The following is a 20,356-nucleotide window of genomic DNA, read 5'->3' as shown; positions in this document are numbered from 1 at the left end:
GCGGGCCTTCAGCTGAAGCGTTTGGCCAGGGCCACCGGATCGAACACGGTGATCTTCTTGCGGTCCACCTGCACGAGGCCGGCCTGACGGAGGTCGCCGAGCAGGCGGGTGATGGTGACGCGGGTGGAGCCGATCGCCTCGGCGATCGCCTGGTGCGACAGGCGCAGATCGATGGTGATGCCCTCGGTGCCGGGGACACCGAAATCGCGGCAGAGCACCAGCAGGAAGCTCACCAGCCGCGAGGACATGTCCCGGTGGGTGAGGGTCTCGATCATGGTCTCCGTCTGCAGGATGCGGGAGGAGAGGCCCTGGAGCAGCAGCAGGCCCACGCTGGCATCCTGCTCGATGGCACGCCGCACGGAGCTGGCGGGGGCGGCCACCAGCTCGACGCGGGTGAAGGCGACGGCGTGATAGAAGCGATCGGAGCGCTGGCCGGTGAGCAGGGAGAGCACGCCGAAGAGGCTGTTCTCGCGCAGCAGGGCCACGGTGATCTCCTCGCCGCTCTCATAAACGCGGGACAGCCGCACGGCGCCACGGCGCAGCAGGTAGACGCGCTCGGCCGGGTCGCCGGGGAAAAAGATCGTTTTGCCGCGCTCCACCGTTTCGCTGGTGCAGCCGCTCAGCCCACGCATGACGTCCAGCAGGGTGCTGGAGCCACTGGCGGAGGAGGCCAAGCCGCTGGTGACGGGCGCGGGGGTGGTGCTGGTGCGGCTGAATCCGCGCATCGCGCCGACCATGACGGTTGGACAAGTGGTTGGAAGCTACGGATCGACTTCCGTGCTCCATGTAGCCGATCACACTAACTGGACGGTTCCCTGTGGACATCCGTCTGCAGAATCCCAGTGCCGACGGGATTTCCGCAAAGTAGTACAGGGCTACACACTAGGGGTGGTGTGCGATTGGTGTTTCGGGGCCTGGCGCCGCTACATTCGGCTTCGCGATCCACCGGGGTGTTGATGACGGCCAGCCTGCTCAACCCCTCCATGCCCAGCGGTGGTGGGCCTTCTGGTGCTGGCCCTGCCGGTGGCCCCCGTTCCCACGGCCCGGGGCGCCCCCATGGCGCGGCCGCGGCTGCGCCCGTAGCCCCTGTGGCACCCACGGCACCCGTGGCACCGCGCCCGCTGGCCCTGGTGCCCCCCGCCCAGACCGAAGGCCAGCTGCAGGTGCACACGGCGCCGTTTCGCGGCAGTTTCTCCGGCGTGTTCAGCCAGGCGTTGCGCAGCGCGGGGCTGGGCAGCCGGGTGCTGATCAGCCAGTTCCTCAAGGGCGGCGTGGATCAGGGGCTGGAGCGCAGCCTGTGGCTATGCGGCCGGCTGCAGTGGCTGCGGCCCGCCATGCCCGCCTGCCTGACCGAACCGGCCGCCGCGGAGCCCGAGGGGCCCGGTGCCCAGGAGCAAGAGGCGGTGCTGGAGGTGTGGGGCTACACGCGGTGCCAGCTGCTGGATGGGGCGGTGGATCTGATGGTGCTCGACGAGCTGGGGCTGGCGATCGCGCTGGGCTACCTGCCGGCGGCGGAGGTGGAGGCCACGTTGGAGCAACGGCCCGCCCATCTCGATGTGATCCTCACGGGGCCATCGATGCCGCCCGCGCTGCTGGCGATGGCCGACCAGGTGACCCAGCTCCGCCGCAACTGCTGACCCCATGCTCAAGTGCGACCGCTGGATCAACGAACAGGCCGCGGCGGGCATGCTCGAACCGTTCCAGGCCACGCTGGTGCGCCACCTCGATGCCGAGAACCGCACAGCGCCGGTGCTGAGCTACGGCTGCTCCTCCTACGGCTACGACCTGCGGCTCTCACCCAAGGAGTTCCTGATCTTCCGGCATGTGCCGGGCACGGTGATGAACCCGAAGCGGTTCAATCCGGCCAACCTGGAGCCGGCGCCCCTGCACCACGACGACGACGGCGACTACTTCATCCTGCCGGCCCATTCCTACGGACTGGGGGTGGCCCTGGAGCTGCTGCGGGTGCCGGCCAACATCACCGTGATCTGCCTGGGCAAGAGCACCTATGCCCGCCTCGGCATCATCGTGAACACCACCCCCGCTGAAGCCAGCTGGGAAGGCCACCTCACCCTGGAATTCAGCAACTCCTCCGGCGCCGATTGCCGCATCTACGCCAGCGAAGGCATCTGCCAGCTGCTGTTCTTTGAGGGCGAGCCCTGCCAGACCACCTACAGCGACCGGGCCGGGAAGTACCAGCACCAGCCGGAGCGGGTGACGTTGGCGAAGGTTTGATGGGGATTCGGGGAGTGGGGAGTTGTGGAGCAGGTCGATGGCTTGCATGTGTGTTCTGTTTATGGGCTTAGAAGGTGAGAGAGCTGAACCGATTCCATCGCTTCAAACGTGTGGTTCAAGAAGCCTTCCCATCAGAAGAAGCCAGCAGGCTGTGTATCGTCATGCACAGTAGTTATCTGACCCGCGAACCACGGTGGCTTCTCTCAGCAGGCTGGCCAAAACCGCTTCAGAATCAGGCTTGCGGGATGCTTGTGGAGGCCTTCTTCCTGTGGTTTGCAGAAGGGGAGCGGCTATGGGGTGTGGTTTGCAGAACTGTCCAATAACAAGTTCGAAGGATCGAGAAATTCACCAGTTTTCATTAGCAGGTTGGCAAATCTGACATCGGCACTAATAGTGCAGTTCGTAAGGCCTCTGATCCATCAATAGCAAGCAGGCGTAGCCATGATGCATGAGATTGTGTTGCATGTGAGTGGTCAGAAGTCATTTCTGGTTGGCTGGAAATAGATGCACAGTAGCTCGTCTTAATATTGGCCATATCTTGATAATCACCTTTTGCGTGGTGAAGAGTGTATGTGGGCGACTTAGGCGCCTTTGGAACACTTGAATACAGAATGGGCCTGATAGACATTAAAGACAGCCAGGCAGAATGCGCAAAAGAACAATTATGATCTTTCTATTTGCTGTATATTGTGGGCTATCTACATTTCGAGTGTCTTGCATTCGTCACCCCACATCATTTGCCAAGTCTGCATTTGGCTCACTAGAGCTATCAATTAACTTTTCTTCAGAGACCTGAGGATTATCCTTGTTCGAGACTGGGATTTCAGTAGGCGACCCAGTACTAAGATCTAATGTTTCTCCCAGCGGCTCAGCAAGAACCTTTTGATACTGTGCTGAGTCACTCGACTTAAGCTGCTCATGGTTCATGGTTGAAACTTCCATATTTTGGGGTGCAAAGAAAAAAACTGATTCGGCCACTCTTTCTTGATGACCACCTAAACTAAATGTTCCGCCGGCAATAAAGTCGACAGATCGTTGAGCCTGATCAGGCTCCATCAATGTAAGATTAACTATCGCTGCCTTTCCTTGGTCAATACTTGATACAATCGGAGGAACCTCATCAAACGAATGCGGTTCAAATAAAATAACTTCACTAGATCTACTTTCTCCATTTTTAGTATCCGTCTTTCTTGAAGGACTAGACAAAGAGTTAATAAAGCTTTTGTAATCAGATCCTTGATCTGTACTCTCGGAAAGTGCGCTAACTTTCTCGGACTTACTTTGTTCAAGAAGATATATGAATATCGAGGTAAAAGCGCCTGCGGCAAAAAGTAAAGACTGACCAATCGATCCATATTTGTCAGTGGACATGACACCTGTCGTGACGAATCTATTAACGATTGCAGCGAGTACAAGTGATACAACAATTGCTTGGAGAAGAAACTTTGGACTAGTTGGCTTACTTAATGCTAGAAGTTCAAGGAAGCGCCTCATTTGGTATGCCATCTTTATGATCCTCCATTTAGTCTTGGGAGAGATTTGTCAACATCTGTAGATTCATGGCTTTCTTTTCTAATGTTCTGAGTATTGTTGCCAAAAACATTTGAAGCTGAGTGGAGACCTACTGAGCCCGCCCCAGTTCCAAGTAGATAGGCCCCAAGGCTATCTCCGCGTGAAAGAAGCCAAAGGCCAGCTATGACTAGTAGCAGACTGACTAGCATCCTGAATGAGAAGTATACGCGTTCTTGCCTCCGTCTACTTCTCTTTTCATCGAAAAGGTCTTGCCAATACCTGTCTTGCTGTGTTTTATAGTAAGATAATTGAAATTGAGCTCTGCCTTTATCAGTCTCTAGACTCAACATCTCCTTTTCATGGGCAATTTGCGCATACATTTTATCCTGTTCAAGCTTTAACACCTCTCGATCGATCTCTAATCTCATTTGCCTTAGCTTCATCTTTTTCATCTCCAATTCAATTTCGTCAGTATCACAATCTACGCCTTCAGGGTTGTCGCTGGCCTCACAATCTTTCTCTGGTGCACTTGCATTGGGAGGGCTAGATAATGTCTCGCCCGAAACTATTTCTTCCTCGCTGTAGGAACCCCCATCTGCTTTGCGAATGTTTTGATACATTGACGCTACCAATCAATCAGAAAGGGGAGCGCGACTGGCGGCTTATCTGTGCCACAATACAGAGGCTTTCCCAAAAAGCAACATTCTTCTTCACGGCTCATGATCTTTCTGCGTTTTCGCCCAGTCCGAGCTTTGACACCATTCTGAAGGTCGTCTCGGCCCTTGGACTGAGATTGAGCGCCTGTGTGAGATGTGTGGCTGAGGTGACTTGAGCTCTGCGGGCGAGGCGAAGATCCGCAAGCGCTGCCAGTGAAGATGCGACACCTTCGAACAAGCCCCTGGAGTGGACAGGCCGCCGTCGATTCTGCTTCGATAGCAATAGCTTTCTGCCTGCCACTCAGGGGCAGCGTTAGGCCTCTGATCTGAATCCATGACTGCACTTGTATTCGCGCTTCAGCCTGACCAGGTCTGCATCGCCATGGACACACTGGTGATTGGCGCGAAAGATCGCCTGCCACTCGCCTTTCAAAGGAAGTTTCTGGCCATGGATGAGTCCGAGTTACTCGTTGCTGGTACTGGTCACGGATTCTTCATCAACGGATGGTTTGAGTATCTGCGATCTCACTTGGCCTCCACATCGATTGAAGAACTGAACTCCATTGCTCCCGTCATCTTCCGAACCTCAGTCGACGCAGAGGGCGGACTGGACGGATTGACTGTGACGATCTACCATTTTGGATACTCAGCGGCCGAGAAGCGGTACATTGGGTATGCATATCGGTCGGAGAAGAGGTTTGAGCCTGACAGGCTTCCCGACGCACTTGGATTCAAGCCAGTCATTTCAATCGAACCAACTGACGACATTCGCTTTCCTGATTACATGGTCGAAATAGTCTTGGAACAGCAACGCCATGACAACGGTAAGCCACTTGCGGAACGAGACGGAATTGGTGGTGAAATTGAGTTCGTTGTCATGGCTGACCGCGCTATCAGGGTCTCAACTGTCCATCGTTTCTCATGCTTTGAAAGAGATCAAATGTACATTCAGCAGCGTGCATAGGACTAATCCCTCACTCAGCCTTGCCCGCTGCGTCAGAAACTGTAGGCCCGGCTTGAGGTACTCCGAACATTGTCTGAGTCGGGGCTTGCAGCCACTCCCTCCACTGGCAGGTTAGGTCGAACAGTCGGACAGTTTATCCGGAGGGTAGGGGAGCTGCACAGTGGATGCAAGCAGGCTTTCGCAGCGAACAAGGGGTAGTTGAAGCCATCGGACAGACATATCCCGGTAACTAACAGCGTGAACGCGGCATCAAGGGAGGTATTCTTTGATCATCTTATAAATCCTGAGGGGAATCTCTGAGTCCTCGATAGCCTCTAGGACGCAGGAGATCCTGTTTGAATCGTATTTTCGTAAAAGCCTCCAGACATCCTCCTTGCTAGAATTCCCCGGAAGATTGACGAGCTCCCTGGCAATGCCCCCATACTTGCTTTTCCAGCCAGAGACTTCATAAGAGAAGGCGTCACTCAGCAGCTCATTAACATTATCTAGCTCTCCAAATAGCCTGTAAGTTAAGTAGTATAGTGCCAGCATCCTGTCCAACTTTTTCTCGCCAGATTCCGCCTCATCGACCCAGCTCAACAACGAAGCGGGCTGTCCGGAGCGAAGAGCTGAAAGCGAGTTCCGGTCGATCTGCCCCAAAGACTTGAGGAGTTCTTCGTATGCATGGCATCGCCTAGGGTCTGCAAAGACACTGCCATCTCCAGCCAAAAAAACAGAGCATTCTTGCATGTGATTGCGATTGCAATTGCCAACATTCTATTGGGTTCCCCACATCTCCTCTACCCAGATCGGGATTAACATACCGGGCAGGAGAGTGGCCACCAGCAAGGCCAGACCGCAGCAGCAGAGTTATGTGGGAGCGGTGCTGGAGTGCCTAGGTGGGCTGGATTCCATAGTAGCCAGTTATGTACGGGGGGTGGCTTCGCTTGATGGAGGAGCGGCGGCTATGGGTTAGACCATGCCATATACGGTGAGAGCTATTGACCCAAGCAAGCTCGTCTAACATCCAGATGCAGAAGACGGGCGCAGGTATACTCTTTCATCACCAAGAGGAGCTGCCCGCTTCTGATCTTGAGCGTTAGCAATCACTATGAAATCAGAGCGATTCGCTACGATCATTTCAATTCTCGGCGTTGTGCTGACGACGGGAAGCGTTGTTGCGAGCGTTGCTCAATACCGAGCAGCTGATCTGCAAGCCAAGGCAGCTATCGTCGCTTTGATGCCCCAAATTGAAGTGCGGGCCTTACTTGAGAAAGTCGACAGCGACAAGTACACCGACAGACGCATTGAGGTGACCTCGGATGGCGGACCGATCTACAACTTCGAGATCTCCCGTCTCAGCTGGATCGAGTTCCGAGTGGGCAGAAAAGTAGCCTTCGAACAGCCCCTAATCGGCTACTACGTTGCAGAGTACCCGACAGGTCGCACACGCGGGCTCCTAACCACCGTAAAAGGACACCGAAACAATGAAATGTACTTTCAGCTCCTGCGGTGGGCTCAGCCTATCCTCGGTAACGACGTAGACATATCCGAACCCGTGACCTTGATGCGGATGCACTACCTTGATGCGTTGAAGCAAGAGAACCTATACTACGTTCTTGTCTCTGGAGGATCTGAGATCCATCTTTCAGAAGATGCAGGCACAAGTCTTTGGACTCATCAATCGAGAGAGCAGAAAACAGACTTTCCATTAGACATCTATGCGCTCAAGAGCGAATCTGAATCTGCAGAATGGCTCAACACGTGGAAAACAAAAATTGCTGAGGCGAGAAGGTGATTGCTAACAGCAAGATGCAGAAGACGGGAGCAGAGGATGATTCTTGGTCGTATTTCCCTGCCCGCTTCTGCTCTTGGCGTTAGGTGGCATGGAAGTACGACGCGTGCATGAATCCACCCAACGTTTCTGTGTTAGATTATTTTAATTTAGTGGTCGCAGGGCAGGGCTCGAACTGCAACTGCTAGAAGCTGTAGCCATCCTGTGACACAGGCTGATGAACGATCATCATTTTCGGCCACAGCTGTAACCTCAGTAGATCTGCTTTTCCAAAGGCTCGTCAACATGATTAAGCCCGTTTCAAAAGGTTATCAAGTTGAAGTCCACATGCAAAAGGAATCCCCAAACACACGAGTTGCCGCTGATCAGCTTCTTTCGCTGATAAGACAGCCGAATAGTACGCCGATTGATGAACATCCTTTGCTGCCTGCCTATGTAGTATCAGTCTGTGCGGCAATTGAGTACAGACTTAATCACGCATACATCCGGCACTTTCGCCGCCTTCTTGGAGACAATTATGAGGCTTATGCCAGTCCTTACCTTCGCTTGAGGATCGAGGAGAAGCTGGGACTGCTAATACCGCTAATCTCAGAATTTAGGCTAGAAGTGGATCGGAAGAACGAGCGGGTGTTGCTTTTATTTAGAATTTTCCGATTACGAAATCGGCTAATTCATCAGGTGCCTCATTATCATGAAGCGATCTTCGAGAAGCACGAGGACGGTTCAGCAACTATCCATCCAAAAGACAAGACATTAATCTATGCGCACTCACATCCAGAGTGGTCTCTGATTCAACGGCGCGACTTGGTCGCGATACATGCATCGCTTAGCTTCTGGATGCCATGGCTATATGAGATTTCATACCGGATTCGTCAACCGCGATTCAACCACAAGGGAATCCTCAGAATTGTGGGTAGAGCAAGTCAACAAGCATGACCCACCTAACATCCAGATACAGAAGACGGGAGCAAAGGCTGATTTCTCCGCCGAGATTCATGCCCGCTTCTGATCTGGAGCGCTATACAGATGTATGCTTTGTTGAATAGCTCTCGCCGCGCTTATGGATCCCTTTGACCCGCGTAGTGCAATTCGCAAGCTCAAGGAAATTGTAATTGACATAAAACCAGAGGACGTCATTGGAGACGCTCGCTCAGCGGGCCTCCAAGTTGATTCAATTGAAGACTTCAGGGAGCAGGCCAAGAACTATTGGCGTATCGAAGATATTATGCTCCAATACTCTGGCTTGGCCTCAAGGTATAGCGCAATTAGTGGAGCCACGGCTGGATCCGGAGGTGTTGCCACGGCAATAACTCTTGGTGGGGTGGATATCGCCAACATGGCTGCACAATTGTATCGACTAAATCAGAGGCTGGCTGTGCTTAATGGGTTTGACGTCTCCAACACGCTGCAGCGGGAGAGAACCGTAGAGATATACCTCTGCGCATTGGGCTTTGATAGTGTCGCCCAGGCGGCGATCCGTCAGCAGCTCGCAAGGGCCGCGGCTATTGCCGGAAAGAGAGGTGCATATAGCAACTACATTCTTAAGCTTGTTATTCTAGTGGCGACGAAGCTTGGCGCAACCATTACCACGAAGCAGGCTGCAAAGTTTATTCCAGTTGTCGGCGCCGTAGCTGGAGCAAGTATTAACTATGGCTTTGCTGGCAATGCGGCCAAGAAGATGAGATCTTCTTTTAAGGATGAGTACTTCAGAACCTGGCAAGCAGGGCAATAGCCACATAGCAGGTTGTGGACAATCAGTATAACAAGCCCCTTGAGTGGACAGGCCACCAATGGCTCTATGCTTCGCCAACACAAGCTTCCTGCCTGCCACTCAGGGGCAGCGTTAGCGGAAATGGCGTACGCCGTTTGTAGACGTAGAGATCCATGGTCGCTAGATTTCTAATGGTCTTGCCAAGGTGTACCCAGTCATCATGACAATTCAAGAGGCGATCGCTGACGCAGACGATGCAGCATGTCGGGCTACATTGGAGTACATCTTGTCCGAGTATGCCAAGCCTGCATTTGGCGCTCTCCCAAAAAGAGAGATTGATCTGCTAATTCTAGAGGGCTTGGTTCGGATTGGCTACCTCGACTCAGAGCCAAGCCTTTATAGGTTAATTCAGTTGCTGAGAGTCTCTCGATCAAAGGCGCGAAGCTTGGTCTATGAACGAGATCTGCGTCGCCTTGGGAAGACACAACTAGACGAACTCCTCAGGGGATCTCTGATTAGGCCTCATGTTTTGAAGCAGGGAGATCTATTCTGCCTAGAGATTGAGAACCCACTTGTTCTTGACCATTTGAAAGACAAGCTTCAGCGATTGGGTTTCGCTACGGATGGGTCATTTTCGCCAAGCCTTGTCAGGCTGAGTAAGGATGCATTCAATGCCTTAGTCGTTGATTGCGTGCCGTCAGCAAACCAGATGGCAGTCAAGGCCGCCTTGGTCGCGGCTGGCGCACCCGATGGCACATTCGGTGGTGTTATCAAAGGTGTCTTGGTAAAGCTTGGCGGAAGGTTTGCTGACAGTGCTGGCGAGGAGATGGCAGGAACCATCTCTGAGTATTTGGGACCGATACTGTCAGGAGCGACTTCAGAAATCACGTCACGAGTCTCTGAATTGTTTCAGGACATAGCCTAAAAATCCCGCTAACACGCCCCTCGAGTGGACAGGCCACCACAAGCCTTCAGCTTCGCCACCCCAGGCTCTGTGCCTGCTACTCAGGGGCAGCGTTAGACTCACCAAATTCTTCAACTACATTCTCATCCCTGACTTCTTGCAAAGCCCAAGCCCCGCACTTTGATTCATCAGTTCCACTATGGCGTGTCAATTTCAGGTTGGAGACTCTGTTATTGAGACTCGCTACGGCGCTACGCAGAACGACTCCTACCATGGCATCGCAGGGCGCGGCCAAAGCCGAAAGCTAAAGGCAGGCAGGATAGTTAAGCTTACCGCACGCTTTTTTGTATCGGGATTCGACGCCCTTATCCAATGGGATGACGGGACAAGAGATTCTCGAATTGCCGATCACTATCATTTATCTTTGGCTCATGAAAAGCCACGCCGGTTAATCCTTGGAGAGTTTGAGTATCTATATCACATGACACATATACAAAAACTGGCATCGATTCTCAAGAGCGGAATGCTGGCCAAATCAGTTCTAACCAGAAATCGAGTTGTAATTGCAGATATATCTGATTCTTCTGTTCAGGCTAGACGCGAAAGAATTGAGCCGATCTATAATAGGAGCATTCATGATTATGTGCCATTCTATCTGAGCCCTAGAAATCCAATGCTATATAGAAGGAGGGAAATTCAAGACAATATCATAATGCTAGCTGTTTCAACTCAAGTACTCAGCAACCACCCTCATCTGTTTACAGATGGGAATGCGGCTTCTAATGCTACGCTGTTTTCCGACGATGAAACTGTTCTATCTGGTTCAAGAGATGTCCTGCGTGCGAGATTCTGGTCCGACTATGAGGATGGCAAGCGTCGCAAGTGCGCCGAAGTTCTTGTATATTCGCACGTTGAGTCCTCATTTATACAGATGATTGCTTGTAGCAATACTGTGACTCAGACGCAGATTGCGACATTAACCCGAATCAACTCTGTTGTGGACAGAGGTCTTTACTTCTGACATGAGTACCTTGAAAGTAATTAAGGGCAACATCTTTGGCAGCAAGTGCCAAACTGTAGTCAATACTGTTAATTGTGTAGGTGTTATGGGTGCGGGACTTGCCCTTGAGTGCAAGCTTAGGTACCCTGAAATGAATGCAAAGTATGTTCAGATTTGCGAAAAGAAATTGCTCGACATCGGAAAGCTATGGCTCTTTAAGTATCCAGAGCGATGGATTCTGAATTTCCCAACAAAGAAACATTGGAAGAATCCAAGCAAGGAGGAGTATCTTCATGCAGGGCTCAGAAGATTTCTTGATACATATGAAGACAAGAATATCACATCAGTCGCGTTCCCGCTCTTGGGCGCTCAGCATGGAGGCATCAATTCGAGCAGATCAGAAGAAATCATGACTTCATATCTCTCAAGATGCAGGATACCAGTCGAAATCTATCATTATGATCCAGCGGCTGTAGATGATCTATATGTTAACTTTAAGAGCATTCTTCTGAAAATGACAGCCGAAGAGATCAAAGCAAAAACCGGCCTAAGAGCTAATCACGTTAGGGCTGTGGTTGACGCTCTTCAGAATCCATCAATTACTCAACTTGGTCGTCTTGCATCGATTAAGGGCATAGGATCAACTACCCTGGAGCGACTGTTCAGATTTGCCACCCAAGATCGCAAGCATGGTAATAGTACGATTGTTCAACCCTGGTTGGAACTATAGGATTTTAGCATGTTGTGCGGATTTCGACTAAATCAGATCAACTGAAGGCGTATCTCCTTTGCGTCTACGTTGCGCTTTGTCTTCTTCGTCATTATGGTCTACGCATGGGGGTCTAGCATCAAGATCCAGCAGGCGGGGACCGATGCTTGGCTGTTTATGCATAGATCTAATGCCCGCCGCTGATCTTGAGCGTTGGACGGACAAGGAGAGCATTAAGTCATTGGTAAATTGGCACTTCGAAACATCGAGACCATACCTCGCTCTGCAAAAAAAGGAACGAGTGGGCCCATCTCCCATTACACGTCAATGACAGGTATTCGCCTAGGAGCGTGTCGCGCATAGATCCGCCCGCATCCTCTCCACAGGCGCCCCTGAATCTGCCCAGATCCCAGTGACTGCGATTGGTCTGGGCGAGAGGATGGGGCATGGTCCAACCCAAGTCCTTCCGCCCCTGGAACCTCGAGCAGACCCTGCTCCTGCCGACGTCACCGGTGGAGTGGCTGCCGGAGAACCACCTGGTGTTTTTGCTGCTGGATCTGGCCGCTGAGCTCGATCTCAAGACGATTCACGCCGTTTACCGCCAGAAGGATCCCCGGGGTGAGAAGGCCTACGGCCCACGGATGATGGTGGTGCTGCTCCTGTACGCCTACTGCGTCGGGCTGTCCAGCTCCCGCAGGATCGAGAAGGCCTGCTGGGATGACGCGGCCTTCCGGGTGCTCACCGGTAACCAGCAGCCGGACCACAGCCGCATCAGCGCCTTTCGCCGCCGCCACCTTGATGCTCTGGCGGGTCTCTTCGTTCAGGTGCTGCGGCTCTGCCAGAAGGCGGGACTGGTGAGCCTGCGCCAGGTGGCACTGGATGGCACCAAGGTGAAAGCCAATGCCAGCAAGCACAAGGCCCTGAGCCACGAGCGGATGCTGAAAAGCGAGAAGCAGCTGGAAGGCGAGATGCGGGCGCTGTTGCGCAAGGCGGAGCTGATCGATGCCCAGGAGGACGGGCGGCACGGCCAGGGCAAACGCGGCGATGAACTGCCGGAAGAGCTGCAGCGCCGCGCCAGCCGGTTGGAGTGGATCCGCAAGGCCAAGGCGGAGCTGGAAGCGGATGCTGCCGCCGCCAAGGCCCGTCAACGGGAAGAACAAGCCGAGGCAGCCGAGCAGCAGGCTGCGGACGCCGAGGCCAGTCGCGACGAACAGCGCAGCAAGCGGGCCGCACGCCGCAGCCGTGGTGCCCGCAAACGAACGGAGGATTCCCAGACGCTGGCGATCGAGACAGCCTTGGCCGCAGGCCTGGAATCTCCTGCCCTGACGGCCGATCGTGATTCTCTGGCGATGCCGTGCCGACAGCTCCCCACCGATGCAGCCGGCAAACCCAGGCCCAGCGCGCAGCGGAACTTCACCGATCCAGGCAGCCACATCCTCAAAGGCTCTGGCGGCTGGATTCAGGGCTACAACGCCCAGGCTGCCGTGGATGGTGATCACCAGGTGATCGTGGCCATCGGCGTGAGCAACCAGCCCAGCGATGCGGTGCACCTGTTGCCCATGCTGGAGCGGATTCAGGCCAATACCGGCCGGTTGCCCGATGCCTTGATTGCGGACGCGGGCTACTGCAGCGCCGCCAACCTGGAGGCCTGCGAGGAGAAGGGACTGGCGGCCTACATCTCAACCAGCCGGCAGCAGCACGGCCACAGGCCCAGACCATTACGGGGCCGCGCCCCCAGAGATCTCGATGCCAGGGACCGGATGGATCGCAAGCTGCGGTCCAAGGCCGGCCAGGCGGTCTACGCCCTGCGCAAAACGATTGTGGAGCCGGTGTTTGGTCAGATCAAGGGCGCCAGGGGCCTGGATCGCTTCCGATTGCGGGGCCTGGAGAAGGTGAACGGAGAATGGGCGCTGATGGCCACCACGCACAACTTGCTCAAGCTGTTCCGGGCATCGATGGCCCCGGCCTGAGGATTTGGTTTAGTTTGCCAGAGCTGTGATCAGGCATCCCTGAATCACAGGGGCTCAACCACAACGCTCTGGCCTGGACGCAACCTGCGACATGCTCCTAGCTCGCAACCGTTGATGGCCTCCTGGGCGTGTTTTGTGCCGGACCCGCCTGCGCACAGCAAACCGACCAGGGGGCGAAGAAGGCGACGTTCAACACCAAGGCGGAGGCTGCGGTTGCCGGCAAGCTTGACGCGCGTCAACAGTATCCTAAGCTGCATAGATTTGGCAATTGTCCCGCCTCGACAATGCATTTGAATTCCTCTCTTTCTCCGATAGAAGTCAAGGCTCTTCAGAGAGTTGGCCTGATCGTCCCAGAATCACTATCACTCGACGATATAATCATTATGTTTCTTGCTGAGAAAGCAGAGGTTTTGGTTAGTCCATCAAGCTCATCGGACCTTGTGGGGACAGGGTGCACTCTAGTAGCTGCATCTATGAGTGCTGCTTTTTTTCCCAAGGAGCCAGCATTAGCACGGGCTCACTCATTGCTAGAAATATTAAAATACAAACAAAGGTCCAAGAATGGATTCACTGGAAAAAGTACGCTTTAGATAGCGCCGATTTTGGTGATTACAAGATATCTAAAGTTGCAGAGCTGCCGCGATTGCGCCAGCAAGCATTAGATTACATTAAGTCAGACAAGGGGAGGGAGTGTGTCTTGTATGAAAAAAAGAGGCCGCTAGCTAGGCTTGGCATTTCAATAGCTGCTGGGTCTTTAAGTTGTGTTGGCGCGATTATAGTTTGGCTTGTCAACGAAAACTTGATGAAGAGCAGGGGGATAACGATCACCGAATTGTGGATTCAACGATTTTATAGACTAAGGACCTTCACTGAGATTAGGCCCCATCTGGTTTCCGATGGAGGCGCGAGGCACATAGCATGGTGACTCCGGCGAAAATGGGTCAGACTCTATAGTCTCTTCTGCTGTCTGTTGTCAACAATGATGAGGCCAAATCTATTTTGCAAGAGGAGTATGGCTTGTCTGCGTTTCGCTGAATCCTCCCCAAGCTTCAAGCCAGTCACCAAGAGTGCGATCTCGCGGGGCCACTGAGGGGCTGGCCGTGCTGAATCATCCACTGAAGCGCTGGGCCCGACGGAAATCCCAAGTCCTCGGAATCCCCCTTGGTACAGACCAGACCCCAAAGCGATTCCTGGAGGCCCCGTACTCAGCATCGAGATACTCCTTTGTCTTGCACTGCTGTAGTTACTGCCGGTAGGAAAACGCCTCGCTGGCCTCCACCATCGCCAGGTTCAGGTTCACTTCCCCAATATCTTCGCCAAGGTGCTGCCATAGCTGCCAGTCGTCTAGGGGAGGAGCGTCACCGGAGACAAGAGCCTCAAGAGAGTTTACAGGTAGGCGCGGGATTGGTTGACATATGTAGCCTATGCCATCTCAGGGGCATCGATGCAGGCCACTCAGACCGTAATCTTCGTGCCAGCTTCTTCGATTCGGAGCATGTCGCCATCAACGAATTAGCTCACTGTGGCAGTCCATGCAGCTATCGGTGAGATTGGTGGGAATTGCAGCAGGATGGAATACCAGATCAATTTCATCGGATGCTTGTCTGATTTGCAGAGATTTGGTCTCCAATCAGTTCATTTTAGATCGGTATTGTCCCCATGAGCGTCGCAAGCATCGGCCTCCTCGTACCTATGGGGGTGTTAAGCATCGGCGCCGTGGCCATAGGAGTGATCAATGCCTCCGTGGTGGGCATGGGCATCCTTATCGCTGCTGTGAATGTGATGGGTGTGTGGTGGGTTGGCATGGAGGGTATGGGTCCCTTCCGCGTAGGGGACCATGGCGGACAGACTCATCACCACAATGATCAGAGTGGCCGGAATCTATACGCCTACCTCAGCAGAGAGACTGCCTTGAAGAAAGCCATAGAACTCGGATGCACAAGGGTTCATGCAATGGGCTCTCTCTGGATGCCCTGCAGTTAACAGTCAGAAGAGTGACCATCATGGCCTAGTTCCAGTCGCCCAGTTCCTGACTTGAAGGTTATCTTCTTGACAAGCGAATGCCTGCCCAACATCCAGATGCAGAAGACGGGATCATAAAATGTTTATGATGCCAGTGAGGCCTGGCCCGCTTCTGATCTGGGGCGTTGGGCGATAATGAAGACTACCTAGGTATCATTGCAAGCCAGCACTCTTGGGTCAAAATCAGCCATGACGATCATCGCTTCATTCCAGCACAAAGGGTATTGGCTTCTCGTCGGAGATCTCCTCCTCTCTGGAATTGAAAGGGTTGACCCAATCGAGTTGCCAACACGATTTCACGAGGATCAGCCAGCCACTCCATTGCATCTAGTCGGTCTGTGCCAAAAAGTAGTGTGCGTAAACGATAGCTTGGCTGTAGCATGGTCAGGATCAAAGGTTGTTGCACAACACTTGATTCGGAGAATCTCCAAAGAGTTGAGTCCGCCTTATTCAAGTGAAGAAATTCTTCGACTAATATGCAACTCCGGCTTGACCACTTATGAGCTTGACTCGGTAAGCCTTATTTTCTTTGGCGCACATTATGACAGCCAGACTGATCAAATCCATCAATTTATCCAAGACTATCTCACCGGCGAAACAATCTTGGATAAAGATACCAAGATCAAATATGCCGGCAGCGGACAATATCATTTCCTCGAATGTCTTGATTTCAGAGTAAAAAGCTCTGACGGATCGGTTACTGAGTTTGAGAACTGGATGGCAGAGCTTATTGCCCGTATCGGCTATGCCCTCTTTTCTGAGATTGTCTCAGAAGATAATCACAACTTTTCCTATGGTGGAGGCTTTGAGATCATATGCCTTGATCCATGTAAGCGGATCGCGAAAGTTCCACTAACATTCGTTTGTTGGAAGTTGAGCGAGAAAGGGCCTGAGCTGATCGGTCCAATTCTAGCGTTCAACTATCTTCATCGAAATCTTCTGATGATAAGCAGGCTCAGTAGGTCAAGTGATTCTAGCGAGTGGCAGCTATCCCAGTTTTCTGTTGCCGATGTATTAGAATCATCGCAAGCCGAAGTACCAGCTGCTGTTGTCAATTTCAATCCATTTTTTGTTTTGCACTACTTTATTCGAGAGAGCAGTGACACGCCTCTCCAAGTTATGATAGAGAAGGGTGATCCTAAGAGTGTGCGAATACAAGTTTTACCTGACAGCGGCTTGGTTGAGGTTGAATACTCAGATGAGTCTTTGTGCAAGATAAACAAGCTTGTTAATCATTAGTCATTGGCCGCAGCTAGTCTGGAAGCGAATGTCACCCAACATCAAGATGCAGTGGCCGGAGCCAAAGATTCGTGTTGAGCGTATAGGATTCTTCCGCCGCTGATCTTGGCGTTATGCAACAGACTAAACAATGAACACATCAACGCCAGCTTGGATTTTATTGTTAATACCAGCTATTGCGGCCGGTGCATCCATCTTTGGCGCTGTCCTTGCCGCTCGCGAGCAAAGGAAGAAACTGGCTGCAGAGCTTAGCTTTCAGCGAAGGAAGTTTGAGGAAGAAATCATCGCACAACGGGAGAAGCTAATGGCAGAGTATGCAACCGAAACATCTGTAGAAAAGGCAATTATAGGCATGCTTTCCCTCTCTGAATTTCCATATCGCTCGTTCCCGATGATCCAGCACCACCTTGGAGGATTTGAGTCAAATGAGCTTCGTCGGTTACTGGTTCGCTCTGGAGCAGTCCGATTCATGGCTGCAGATGGCACCGAGCTATGGGCATTAGTTTCACGAGTCGAAAACGATTTCAGGTATGGCCGCTGGAAGCGTTCTGAATCACCTAGAAATAGAGTGCCAGAGAGTGAGTTATTTCCAGGAGCATTTAACGATCAGACCCAGCACTAAGCTGTGCTAATGATGCCTACAGGCCCCTCGAGTGGACAGGCCCCCACTAGCACTCTGCTGCCCCGCCCCGGGCTCTCTGCCTGCCACTCAGGGGAAGCGCTAGAAGGAGCAAGACGTGATTCTAGTGACCGATCTATGCTCAATCTAGTCTTTCTCGTGGCATAGGAATTGTGGACTCATTCAGCATGTAGAGGCGCGGACCTTAGGAGGCATTAATTCATTGTGCTATAGAAGCTTCTCACACTGGACCTTTGACTTATTGTAGGTCTCAATTTGCTTTGCTGCTTCAAGCATGTGAGCCGATGATGTATATTCTCGGTCTGCCATGAACGACGTAAAGGCTTGTATGGATGCACGCATGTGAGCCAAGAATGCGGTCTTTGCCTTGGAAAGGCACTCTGGGACTTCCCTGCTGGCTAATTCCTCCTCTCGCTCGCGTAGCTTCATTACTGGCCCCGCAAGGGCAATCCTGCTAGTCGCAGTAGCAATCTGAAGATCAGAATTCCAATCTGTTTCGAGTTTGTCCATTCTCGCAACAGCGCGTTGAATCTCTTTTTTCTTCTGATCTGTCACGCAAGCATGAACAGTAATTGCTAGCAGTGCAACTAGGCCAATAATGCCAAGCAGCGGCTTATGCTTGCCCAGCCGATGGGGTTGGTGGCCTGAGTTGTCACTCGATGGAGGATGCGGTGGGGGCGGTGCGGGGAATTTAGTCAACTTTTGAATGGAAATAGAACTACTATCCTTGGCAACCTAGCACGTCCTTGTTGTTAGTTGGAGGCGTGTTTCTCTGTCCGCAAGTCAAGGGCGTCATCGCCTGTCTCTGTATAGGGTAATGCCCTTCTGGCATCCAGATTTAAACGGCGGGAACGCAGAATCTATGCTCGACTAGGCGCTCAGGTGCGCTGCTGATCTTTAGCGTTGGAAAGACCAACCACGGGATTGAGGACACGTGCGAATCGCCATCATTGCGCTGGGTAGTCGTGGCGACGTGCAACCGCACGTTGCGCTCGGAGTGGGGCTCAAGCAGGCGGGGCATTCCGTTCGCGTTGTCACATCCAGCGACTTCGGCGAGCTCGTCCGCGCTCATGGGCTGGAGTTCTGCGACACGGGGGTGAGCACCGAGGCGATCGCCAGCGAGATGCATGACCTCCTGGAAGCGGGCAACGTTCTGAAGATCATGGCCGCGATGGGGGTGTCGGCAGAACGGGTGGCGGTCCAGGCGGCCACGAATGGTCTGGCCGCCTGCGAAGGCGTCGACGTGATCGTCAGTGGCCTGGGCGGGCTGTTCGTTGCACAGGCGCTCGCAGAGAAGCTTGCTGTTCCGTTCGTGCAGGCCTACCTCTACCCGTTTTCGCCAACCAGCGCGTTTCCTGGCGTGCTCATGCCAGTCCCTCAGACGCCGCTCACGTCCTGGGCGAACGCTGCGTCCCATCGCGTCACCCAGCAGATGCTGTGGCAATCGTCGCGGTCGGCGGACGCGATCGTTCGGGTGAAGGTTCTGGGGCTCAAGCCGTCGGGCTTCTGGGGGCCGTTCGCTGCGCTGGCGGGCGCGGGCCACCTGTGCCTGTATGGATACAGCGCGCACGTGATCCCGGTGCCGCAGGATTGGTCCTCCCGGAACCATGTCACGGGCTATTGGTTCCTTGAACCTTCAGAGGATTGGCATCCGCCGGAAGAGCTGGTGGCCTTCCTGGAAGGGGGGCCAGCTCCGGTGTACGTGGGGTTCGGAAGCATGGGAAGCAGGAACCCGGAGGCGACGGCAGAGCTGGTGCTGGAGTCGCTGCAGCGGACCGGCCAGCGTGGTGTTCTCTCCTCCGGTTGGGGCGGGCTCACAACGAACGATCTGCCCGATTCCGTTTACATGGTGGGGTCAATCCCACACGCTTGGTTGTTCCCGCGCATGGCGGCCATCGTGCACCACGGCGGCGCCGGCACCACAGCCGCAGCCTTGTCGGCTGGCGTGCCGTCCATCGTCACGCCTGTGCTGGGCGATCAGAGCTTCTGGGCCAGGCGTGTCAGCGACCTGGGAGTCGGGCCGACGTGCGTCCCTCGGCGCAAGCTCACTGTTGAACGTCTGAGTGAGGCCATCGAGGTTGTTGTGAGTGATGACACGATCCGCGCCAAGGCAACCACGCTCGGTGAGCGGATTCGGGCGGAGGATGGAATCGCAATGGCCGTTGACTTGATCGAGCGGTGGTTTGAGAGGGCTGGGTAAGACGTCGAGCATGTGGATGGCCTGTCTCGCTAAGCCCTTGGCTCCTTGGTGTGCCTCAGGCTTTTCGTCCACGTCAGACTTTCGTCCTCAAGGCGCCAACCGCGCCTTATGCAGCCGGCTCTTCTCGTACCACTCCGCAAACTGCGGCACCCAGCCCTGCAGATGGGGCCACATCAGATCGCAGAGTTCGCGGATCTCCTGCTGAGCATCAAGCTTCGCCCGTAGATCAAGGAAGTGCAGGAAGGCGCGCAGCGTGAAGCTCACCACGAAGTGCTGGCGGTAGTCGAACGGCAGGATGCCGCGGGCGTGCTCTTCCGCGTAGCCGGCATCCAGCAGGTCGCGGTAACGCGCCGCTGCGGCGCGGCACAGCTCCAGGTCGATGGCCCGCTGCGTTTCGTCGTAGATGTATTTCTTGCCTTGCCTATCGCTATAGGCGCCCACGGGCCGCAGGTAGAACACTTCTTCCAGGTCTATTTCACCATTGGCGGCCTTGCGAATCCTGTCGCCCGTGTATCTCATCGACTGCACATCAAAGCTCACGCCCACGCGATGGGTGCGCGCCTGTTGCATCACCGAATGGGGGAACCAGCCCACGTTCAGCACAATCTGGGCGTGCTCGAGTGGGCCGTAGTGGCCGCGTTCGCCGGCCAGCAGGCGCTTCACGCAGATCTCACCGGCCTTGGTTTCATCCGGCCAGTCGGCGCGGTCGGCGGCCACGAAGCCCTCGCTGTAGTCCTGATGCATGCCGGCGTACACGCACTGCTGCGGGTTCGGGGTGGCGGCGATCAGCTCAACCCGGAAGCGGGGATCCATGGGCGGG

Annotated in this window: 21 protein-coding genes; 14 read left to right on the top strand and 7 right to left on the bottom strand. The window is 54.0% G+C overall.

The window, feature by feature from the left end; translation table 11 throughout:
- Positions 1 to 8 precede the first annotated feature (8 nt).
- Entirely contained in the window at positions 9 to 737 is a 729-nt protein-coding gene (gene ntcA / locus ACWJI3_RS10805) for a global nitrogen regulator NtcA (RefSeq protein WP_094513583.1), read from the bottom strand.
- Positions 738 to 1,088: 351 nt separating this feature from the next.
- On the opposite strand from ntcA, the gene ACWJI3_RS10800 reads away from it, so the two are divergent.
- Together ACWJI3_RS10800 and dcd are read left to right on the top strand one after the other, a co-directional pair.
- Positions 1,089 to 1,637, top strand: coding sequence for a cob(I)yrinic acid a,c-diamide adenosyltransferase (locus ACWJI3_RS10800; protein ID WP_480203773.1), 549 nt, complete (start codon positions 1,089 to 1,091; stop codon positions 1,635 to 1,637).
- 4 nt (positions 1,638 to 1,641) lie between these two features.
- Positions 1,642 to 2,235 carry a dCTP deaminase gene (dcd, locus tag ACWJI3_RS10795; RefSeq protein WP_094513575.1) on the top strand — a complete coding sequence of 198 codons (594 nt, stop codon included), beginning with the start codon at positions 1,642 to 1,644 and terminating at the stop codon, positions 2,233 to 2,235.
- A gap of 723 nt (positions 2,236 to 2,958) precedes the next feature.
- On the opposite strand, the gene ACWJI3_RS10790 is transcribed toward dcd, so the two are convergent.
- Both ACWJI3_RS10790 and ACWJI3_RS10785 read right to left on the bottom strand, forming a co-directional pair.
- The gene (locus ACWJI3_RS10790; protein WP_480203677.1) at positions 2,959 to 3,606 is read right to left on the bottom strand and encodes a cell division protein SepF; all 648 of its coding nucleotides are present in this window, start codon (positions 3,604 to 3,606) and stop codon (positions 2,959 to 2,961) included.
- A 137-nt stretch (positions 3,607 to 3,743) separates the two neighbouring features.
- Complete coding sequence (locus tag ACWJI3_RS10785) at positions 3,744 to 4,367, bottom strand: hypothetical protein (RefSeq protein WP_480203676.1); 624 nt, start codon at positions 4,365 to 4,367, stop codon at positions 3,744 to 3,746.
- 370 nt (positions 4,368 to 4,737) lie between these two features.
- Between ACWJI3_RS10785 and ACWJI3_RS10780 the strand changes: the two genes are divergently transcribed.
- On the top strand, positions 4,738 to 5,367 hold the full coding sequence (locus ACWJI3_RS10780; RefSeq protein ID WP_480203675.1) for a hypothetical protein: 630 nt from the start codon (positions 4,738 to 4,740) through the stop codon (positions 5,365 to 5,367).
- A 249-nt stretch (positions 5,368 to 5,616) separates the two neighbouring features.
- On the opposite strand, the gene ACWJI3_RS10775 is transcribed toward ACWJI3_RS10780, so the two are convergent.
- A complete protein-coding gene (locus ACWJI3_RS10775) occupies positions 5,617 to 6,096 on the bottom strand; it encodes a hypothetical protein (RefSeq protein WP_480203674.1) in 480 nt (159 codons plus the stop codon).
- A gap of 361 nt (positions 6,097 to 6,457) precedes the next feature.
- Here ACWJI3_RS10775 and ACWJI3_RS10770 point away from each other — a divergent pair, with 361 nt between their 5' ends.
- The 7 genes from ACWJI3_RS10770 to ACWJI3_RS10740 all read left to right on the top strand — a co-directional run bounded on the left by ACWJI3_RS10770 (position 6,458) and on the right by ACWJI3_RS10740 (position 13,435).
- Positions 6,458 to 7,144, top strand: a complete 687-nt coding sequence (locus ACWJI3_RS10770) for a hypothetical protein (RefSeq protein WP_480203673.1) — start codon at positions 6,458 to 6,460, stop codon at positions 7,142 to 7,144.
- 282 nt (positions 7,145 to 7,426) lie between these two features.
- Positions 7,427 to 8,077, top strand: coding sequence for a hypothetical protein (locus ACWJI3_RS10765; RefSeq protein ID WP_480203672.1), 651 nt, complete (start codon positions 7,427 to 7,429; stop codon positions 8,075 to 8,077).
- Positions 8,078 to 8,201: 124 nt separating this feature from the next.
- Positions 8,202 to 8,873, top strand: coding sequence for an EcsC family protein (locus tag ACWJI3_RS10760; RefSeq protein ID WP_480203671.1), 672 nt, complete (start codon positions 8,202 to 8,204; stop codon positions 8,871 to 8,873).
- Between the two features lie 199 nt (positions 8,874 to 9,072).
- Positions 9,073 to 9,777: a hypothetical protein gene (locus ACWJI3_RS10755; RefSeq protein ID WP_480203670.1), complete on the top strand. Its 705-nt coding sequence runs from the start codon at positions 9,073 to 9,075 to the stop codon at positions 9,775 to 9,777.
- A gap of 178 nt (positions 9,778 to 9,955) precedes the next feature.
- A complete protein-coding gene (locus tag ACWJI3_RS10750) occupies positions 9,956 to 10,777 on the top strand; it encodes a DUF4433 domain-containing protein (protein WP_480203669.1) in 822 nt (273 codons plus the stop codon).
- Position 10,778: 1 nt separating this feature from the next.
- Positions 10,779 to 11,486, top strand: a complete 708-nt coding sequence (locus tag ACWJI3_RS10745; protein ID WP_480203668.1) for a macro domain-containing protein — start codon at positions 10,779 to 10,781, stop codon at positions 11,484 to 11,486.
- A 425-nt stretch (positions 11,487 to 11,911) separates the two neighbouring features.
- The gene (locus tag ACWJI3_RS10740) at positions 11,912 to 13,435 is read left to right on the top strand and encodes an IS1182 family transposase (protein WP_480203667.1); all 1,524 of its coding nucleotides are present in this window, start codon (positions 11,912 to 11,914) and stop codon (positions 13,433 to 13,435) included.
- Between the two features lie 1,701 nt (positions 13,436 to 15,136).
- Here ACWJI3_RS10740 and ACWJI3_RS10735 read toward each other — a convergent pair.
- Positions 15,137 to 15,289, bottom strand: coding sequence for a hypothetical protein (locus tag ACWJI3_RS10735; RefSeq protein WP_480203785.1), 153 nt, complete (start codon positions 15,287 to 15,289; stop codon positions 15,137 to 15,139).
- On the opposite strand from ACWJI3_RS10735, the gene ACWJI3_RS10730 reads away from it, so the two are divergent.
- The 3 genes from ACWJI3_RS10730 (at position 15,218) to ACWJI3_RS10720 (ending at position 17,318) form a co-directional block, all read left to right on the top strand.
- A complete protein-coding gene (locus ACWJI3_RS10730; protein ID WP_480203772.1) occupies positions 15,218 to 15,418 on the top strand; it encodes a hypothetical protein in 201 nt (66 codons plus the stop codon). The genes ACWJI3_RS10735 and ACWJI3_RS10730 overlap by 72 nt on opposite strands.
- A gap of 228 nt (positions 15,419 to 15,646) precedes the next feature.
- Complete coding sequence (locus ACWJI3_RS10725; RefSeq protein ID WP_480203666.1) at positions 15,647 to 16,696, top strand: hypothetical protein; 1,050 nt, start codon at positions 15,647 to 15,649, stop codon at positions 16,694 to 16,696.
- A gap of 130 nt (positions 16,697 to 16,826) precedes the next feature.
- Positions 16,827 to 17,318, top strand: coding sequence for a hypothetical protein (locus tag ACWJI3_RS10720; protein ID WP_480203665.1), 492 nt, complete (start codon positions 16,827 to 16,829; stop codon positions 17,316 to 17,318).
- Between the two features lie 225 nt (positions 17,319 to 17,543).
- Here ACWJI3_RS10720 and ACWJI3_RS10715 read toward each other — a convergent pair whose 3' ends face one another.
- The gene (locus ACWJI3_RS10715) at positions 17,544 to 17,891 is read right to left on the bottom strand and encodes a hypothetical protein (protein ID WP_480203664.1); all 348 of its coding nucleotides are present in this window, start codon (positions 17,889 to 17,891) and stop codon (positions 17,544 to 17,546) included.
- 379 nt (positions 17,892 to 18,270) lie between these two features.
- On the opposite strand from ACWJI3_RS10715, the gene ACWJI3_RS10710 reads away from it, so the two are divergent.
- A complete protein-coding gene (locus ACWJI3_RS10710; protein WP_480203663.1) occupies positions 18,271 to 19,536 on the top strand; it encodes a glycosyltransferase in 1,266 nt (421 codons plus the stop codon).
- A gap of 87 nt (positions 19,537 to 19,623) precedes the next feature.
- Here the strand turns inward: ACWJI3_RS10710 and thyX are convergent, their stop codons facing one another.
- Positions 19,624 to 20,349 carry an FAD-dependent thymidylate synthase gene (gene thyX, locus ACWJI3_RS10705; protein ID WP_480203662.1) on the bottom strand — a complete coding sequence of 242 codons (726 nt, stop codon included), beginning with the start codon at positions 20,347 to 20,349 and terminating at the stop codon, positions 19,624 to 19,626.
- Between the last annotated feature and the right edge of the window lie 7 nt (positions 20,350 to 20,356).

Source organism: Marcopretia estuarina LEGE 06307, from assembly GCF_056633115.1.
Note: the sequence above shows the minus strand (reverse complement) of the source record. Positions and strands in the feature narration are given on the sequence as shown.

Bases quoted from the DNA above. Each gene is read 5' to 3' on its own strand.
- ntcA (WP_094513583.1), bottom strand. From the start codon at position 737: ATGGTCGGCGCGATGCGCGGATTCAGCCGCACCAGCACCACCCCCGCG.
- dcd (WP_094513575.1), top strand. From the start codon at position 1,642: ATGCTCAAGTGCGACCGCTGGATCAACGAACAGGCCGCGGCGGGCATG.
- ACWJI3_RS10790 (WP_480203677.1), bottom strand. From the start codon at position 3,606: ATGTCCACTGACAAATATGGATCGATTGGTCAGTCTTTACTTTTTGCC.
- ACWJI3_RS10785 (WP_480203676.1), bottom strand. From the start codon at position 4,367: ATGTATCAAAACATTCGCAAAGCAGATGGGGGTTCCTACAGCGAGGAA.
- ACWJI3_RS10780 (WP_480203675.1), top strand. From the start codon at position 4,738: ATGACTGCACTTGTATTCGCGCTTCAGCCTGACCAGGTCTGCATCGCC.
- ACWJI3_RS10775 (WP_480203674.1), bottom strand. From the start codon at position 6,096: ATGCAAGAATGCTCTGTTTTTTTGGCTGGAGATGGCAGTGTCTTTGCA.
- ACWJI3_RS10770 (WP_480203673.1), top strand. From the start codon at position 6,458: ATGAAATCAGAGCGATTCGCTACGATCATTTCAATTCTCGGCGTTGTG.
- ACWJI3_RS10765 (WP_480203672.1), top strand. From the start codon at position 7,427: ATGATTAAGCCCGTTTCAAAAGGTTATCAAGTTGAAGTCCACATGCAA.
- ACWJI3_RS10760 (WP_480203671.1), top strand. From the start codon at position 8,202: ATGGATCCCTTTGACCCGCGTAGTGCAATTCGCAAGCTCAAGGAAATT.
- ACWJI3_RS10755 (WP_480203670.1), top strand. From the start codon at position 9,073: ATGACAATTCAAGAGGCGATCGCTGACGCAGACGATGCAGCATGTCGG.
- ACWJI3_RS10750 (WP_480203669.1), top strand. From the start codon at position 9,956: ATGGCGTGTCAATTTCAGGTTGGAGACTCTGTTATTGAGACTCGCTAC.
- ACWJI3_RS10745 (WP_480203668.1), top strand. From the start codon at position 10,779: ATGAGTACCTTGAAAGTAATTAAGGGCAACATCTTTGGCAGCAAGTGC.
- ACWJI3_RS10740 (WP_480203667.1), top strand. From the start codon at position 11,912: ATGGTCCAACCCAAGTCCTTCCGCCCCTGGAACCTCGAGCAGACCCTG.
- ACWJI3_RS10730 (WP_480203772.1), top strand. From the start codon at position 15,218: ATGGGTGTGTGGTGGGTTGGCATGGAGGGTATGGGTCCCTTCCGCGTA.
- ACWJI3_RS10735 (WP_480203785.1), bottom strand. From the start codon at position 15,289: ATGAGTCTGTCCGCCATGGTCCCCTACGCGGAAGGGACCCATACCCTC.
- ACWJI3_RS10725 (WP_480203666.1), top strand. From the start codon at position 15,647: ATGACGATCATCGCTTCATTCCAGCACAAAGGGTATTGGCTTCTCGTC.
- ACWJI3_RS10720 (WP_480203665.1), top strand. From the start codon at position 16,827: ATGAACACATCAACGCCAGCTTGGATTTTATTGTTAATACCAGCTATT.
- thyX (WP_480203662.1), bottom strand. From the start codon at position 20,349: ATGGATCCCCGCTTCCGGGTTGAGCTGATCGCCGCCACCCCGAACCCG.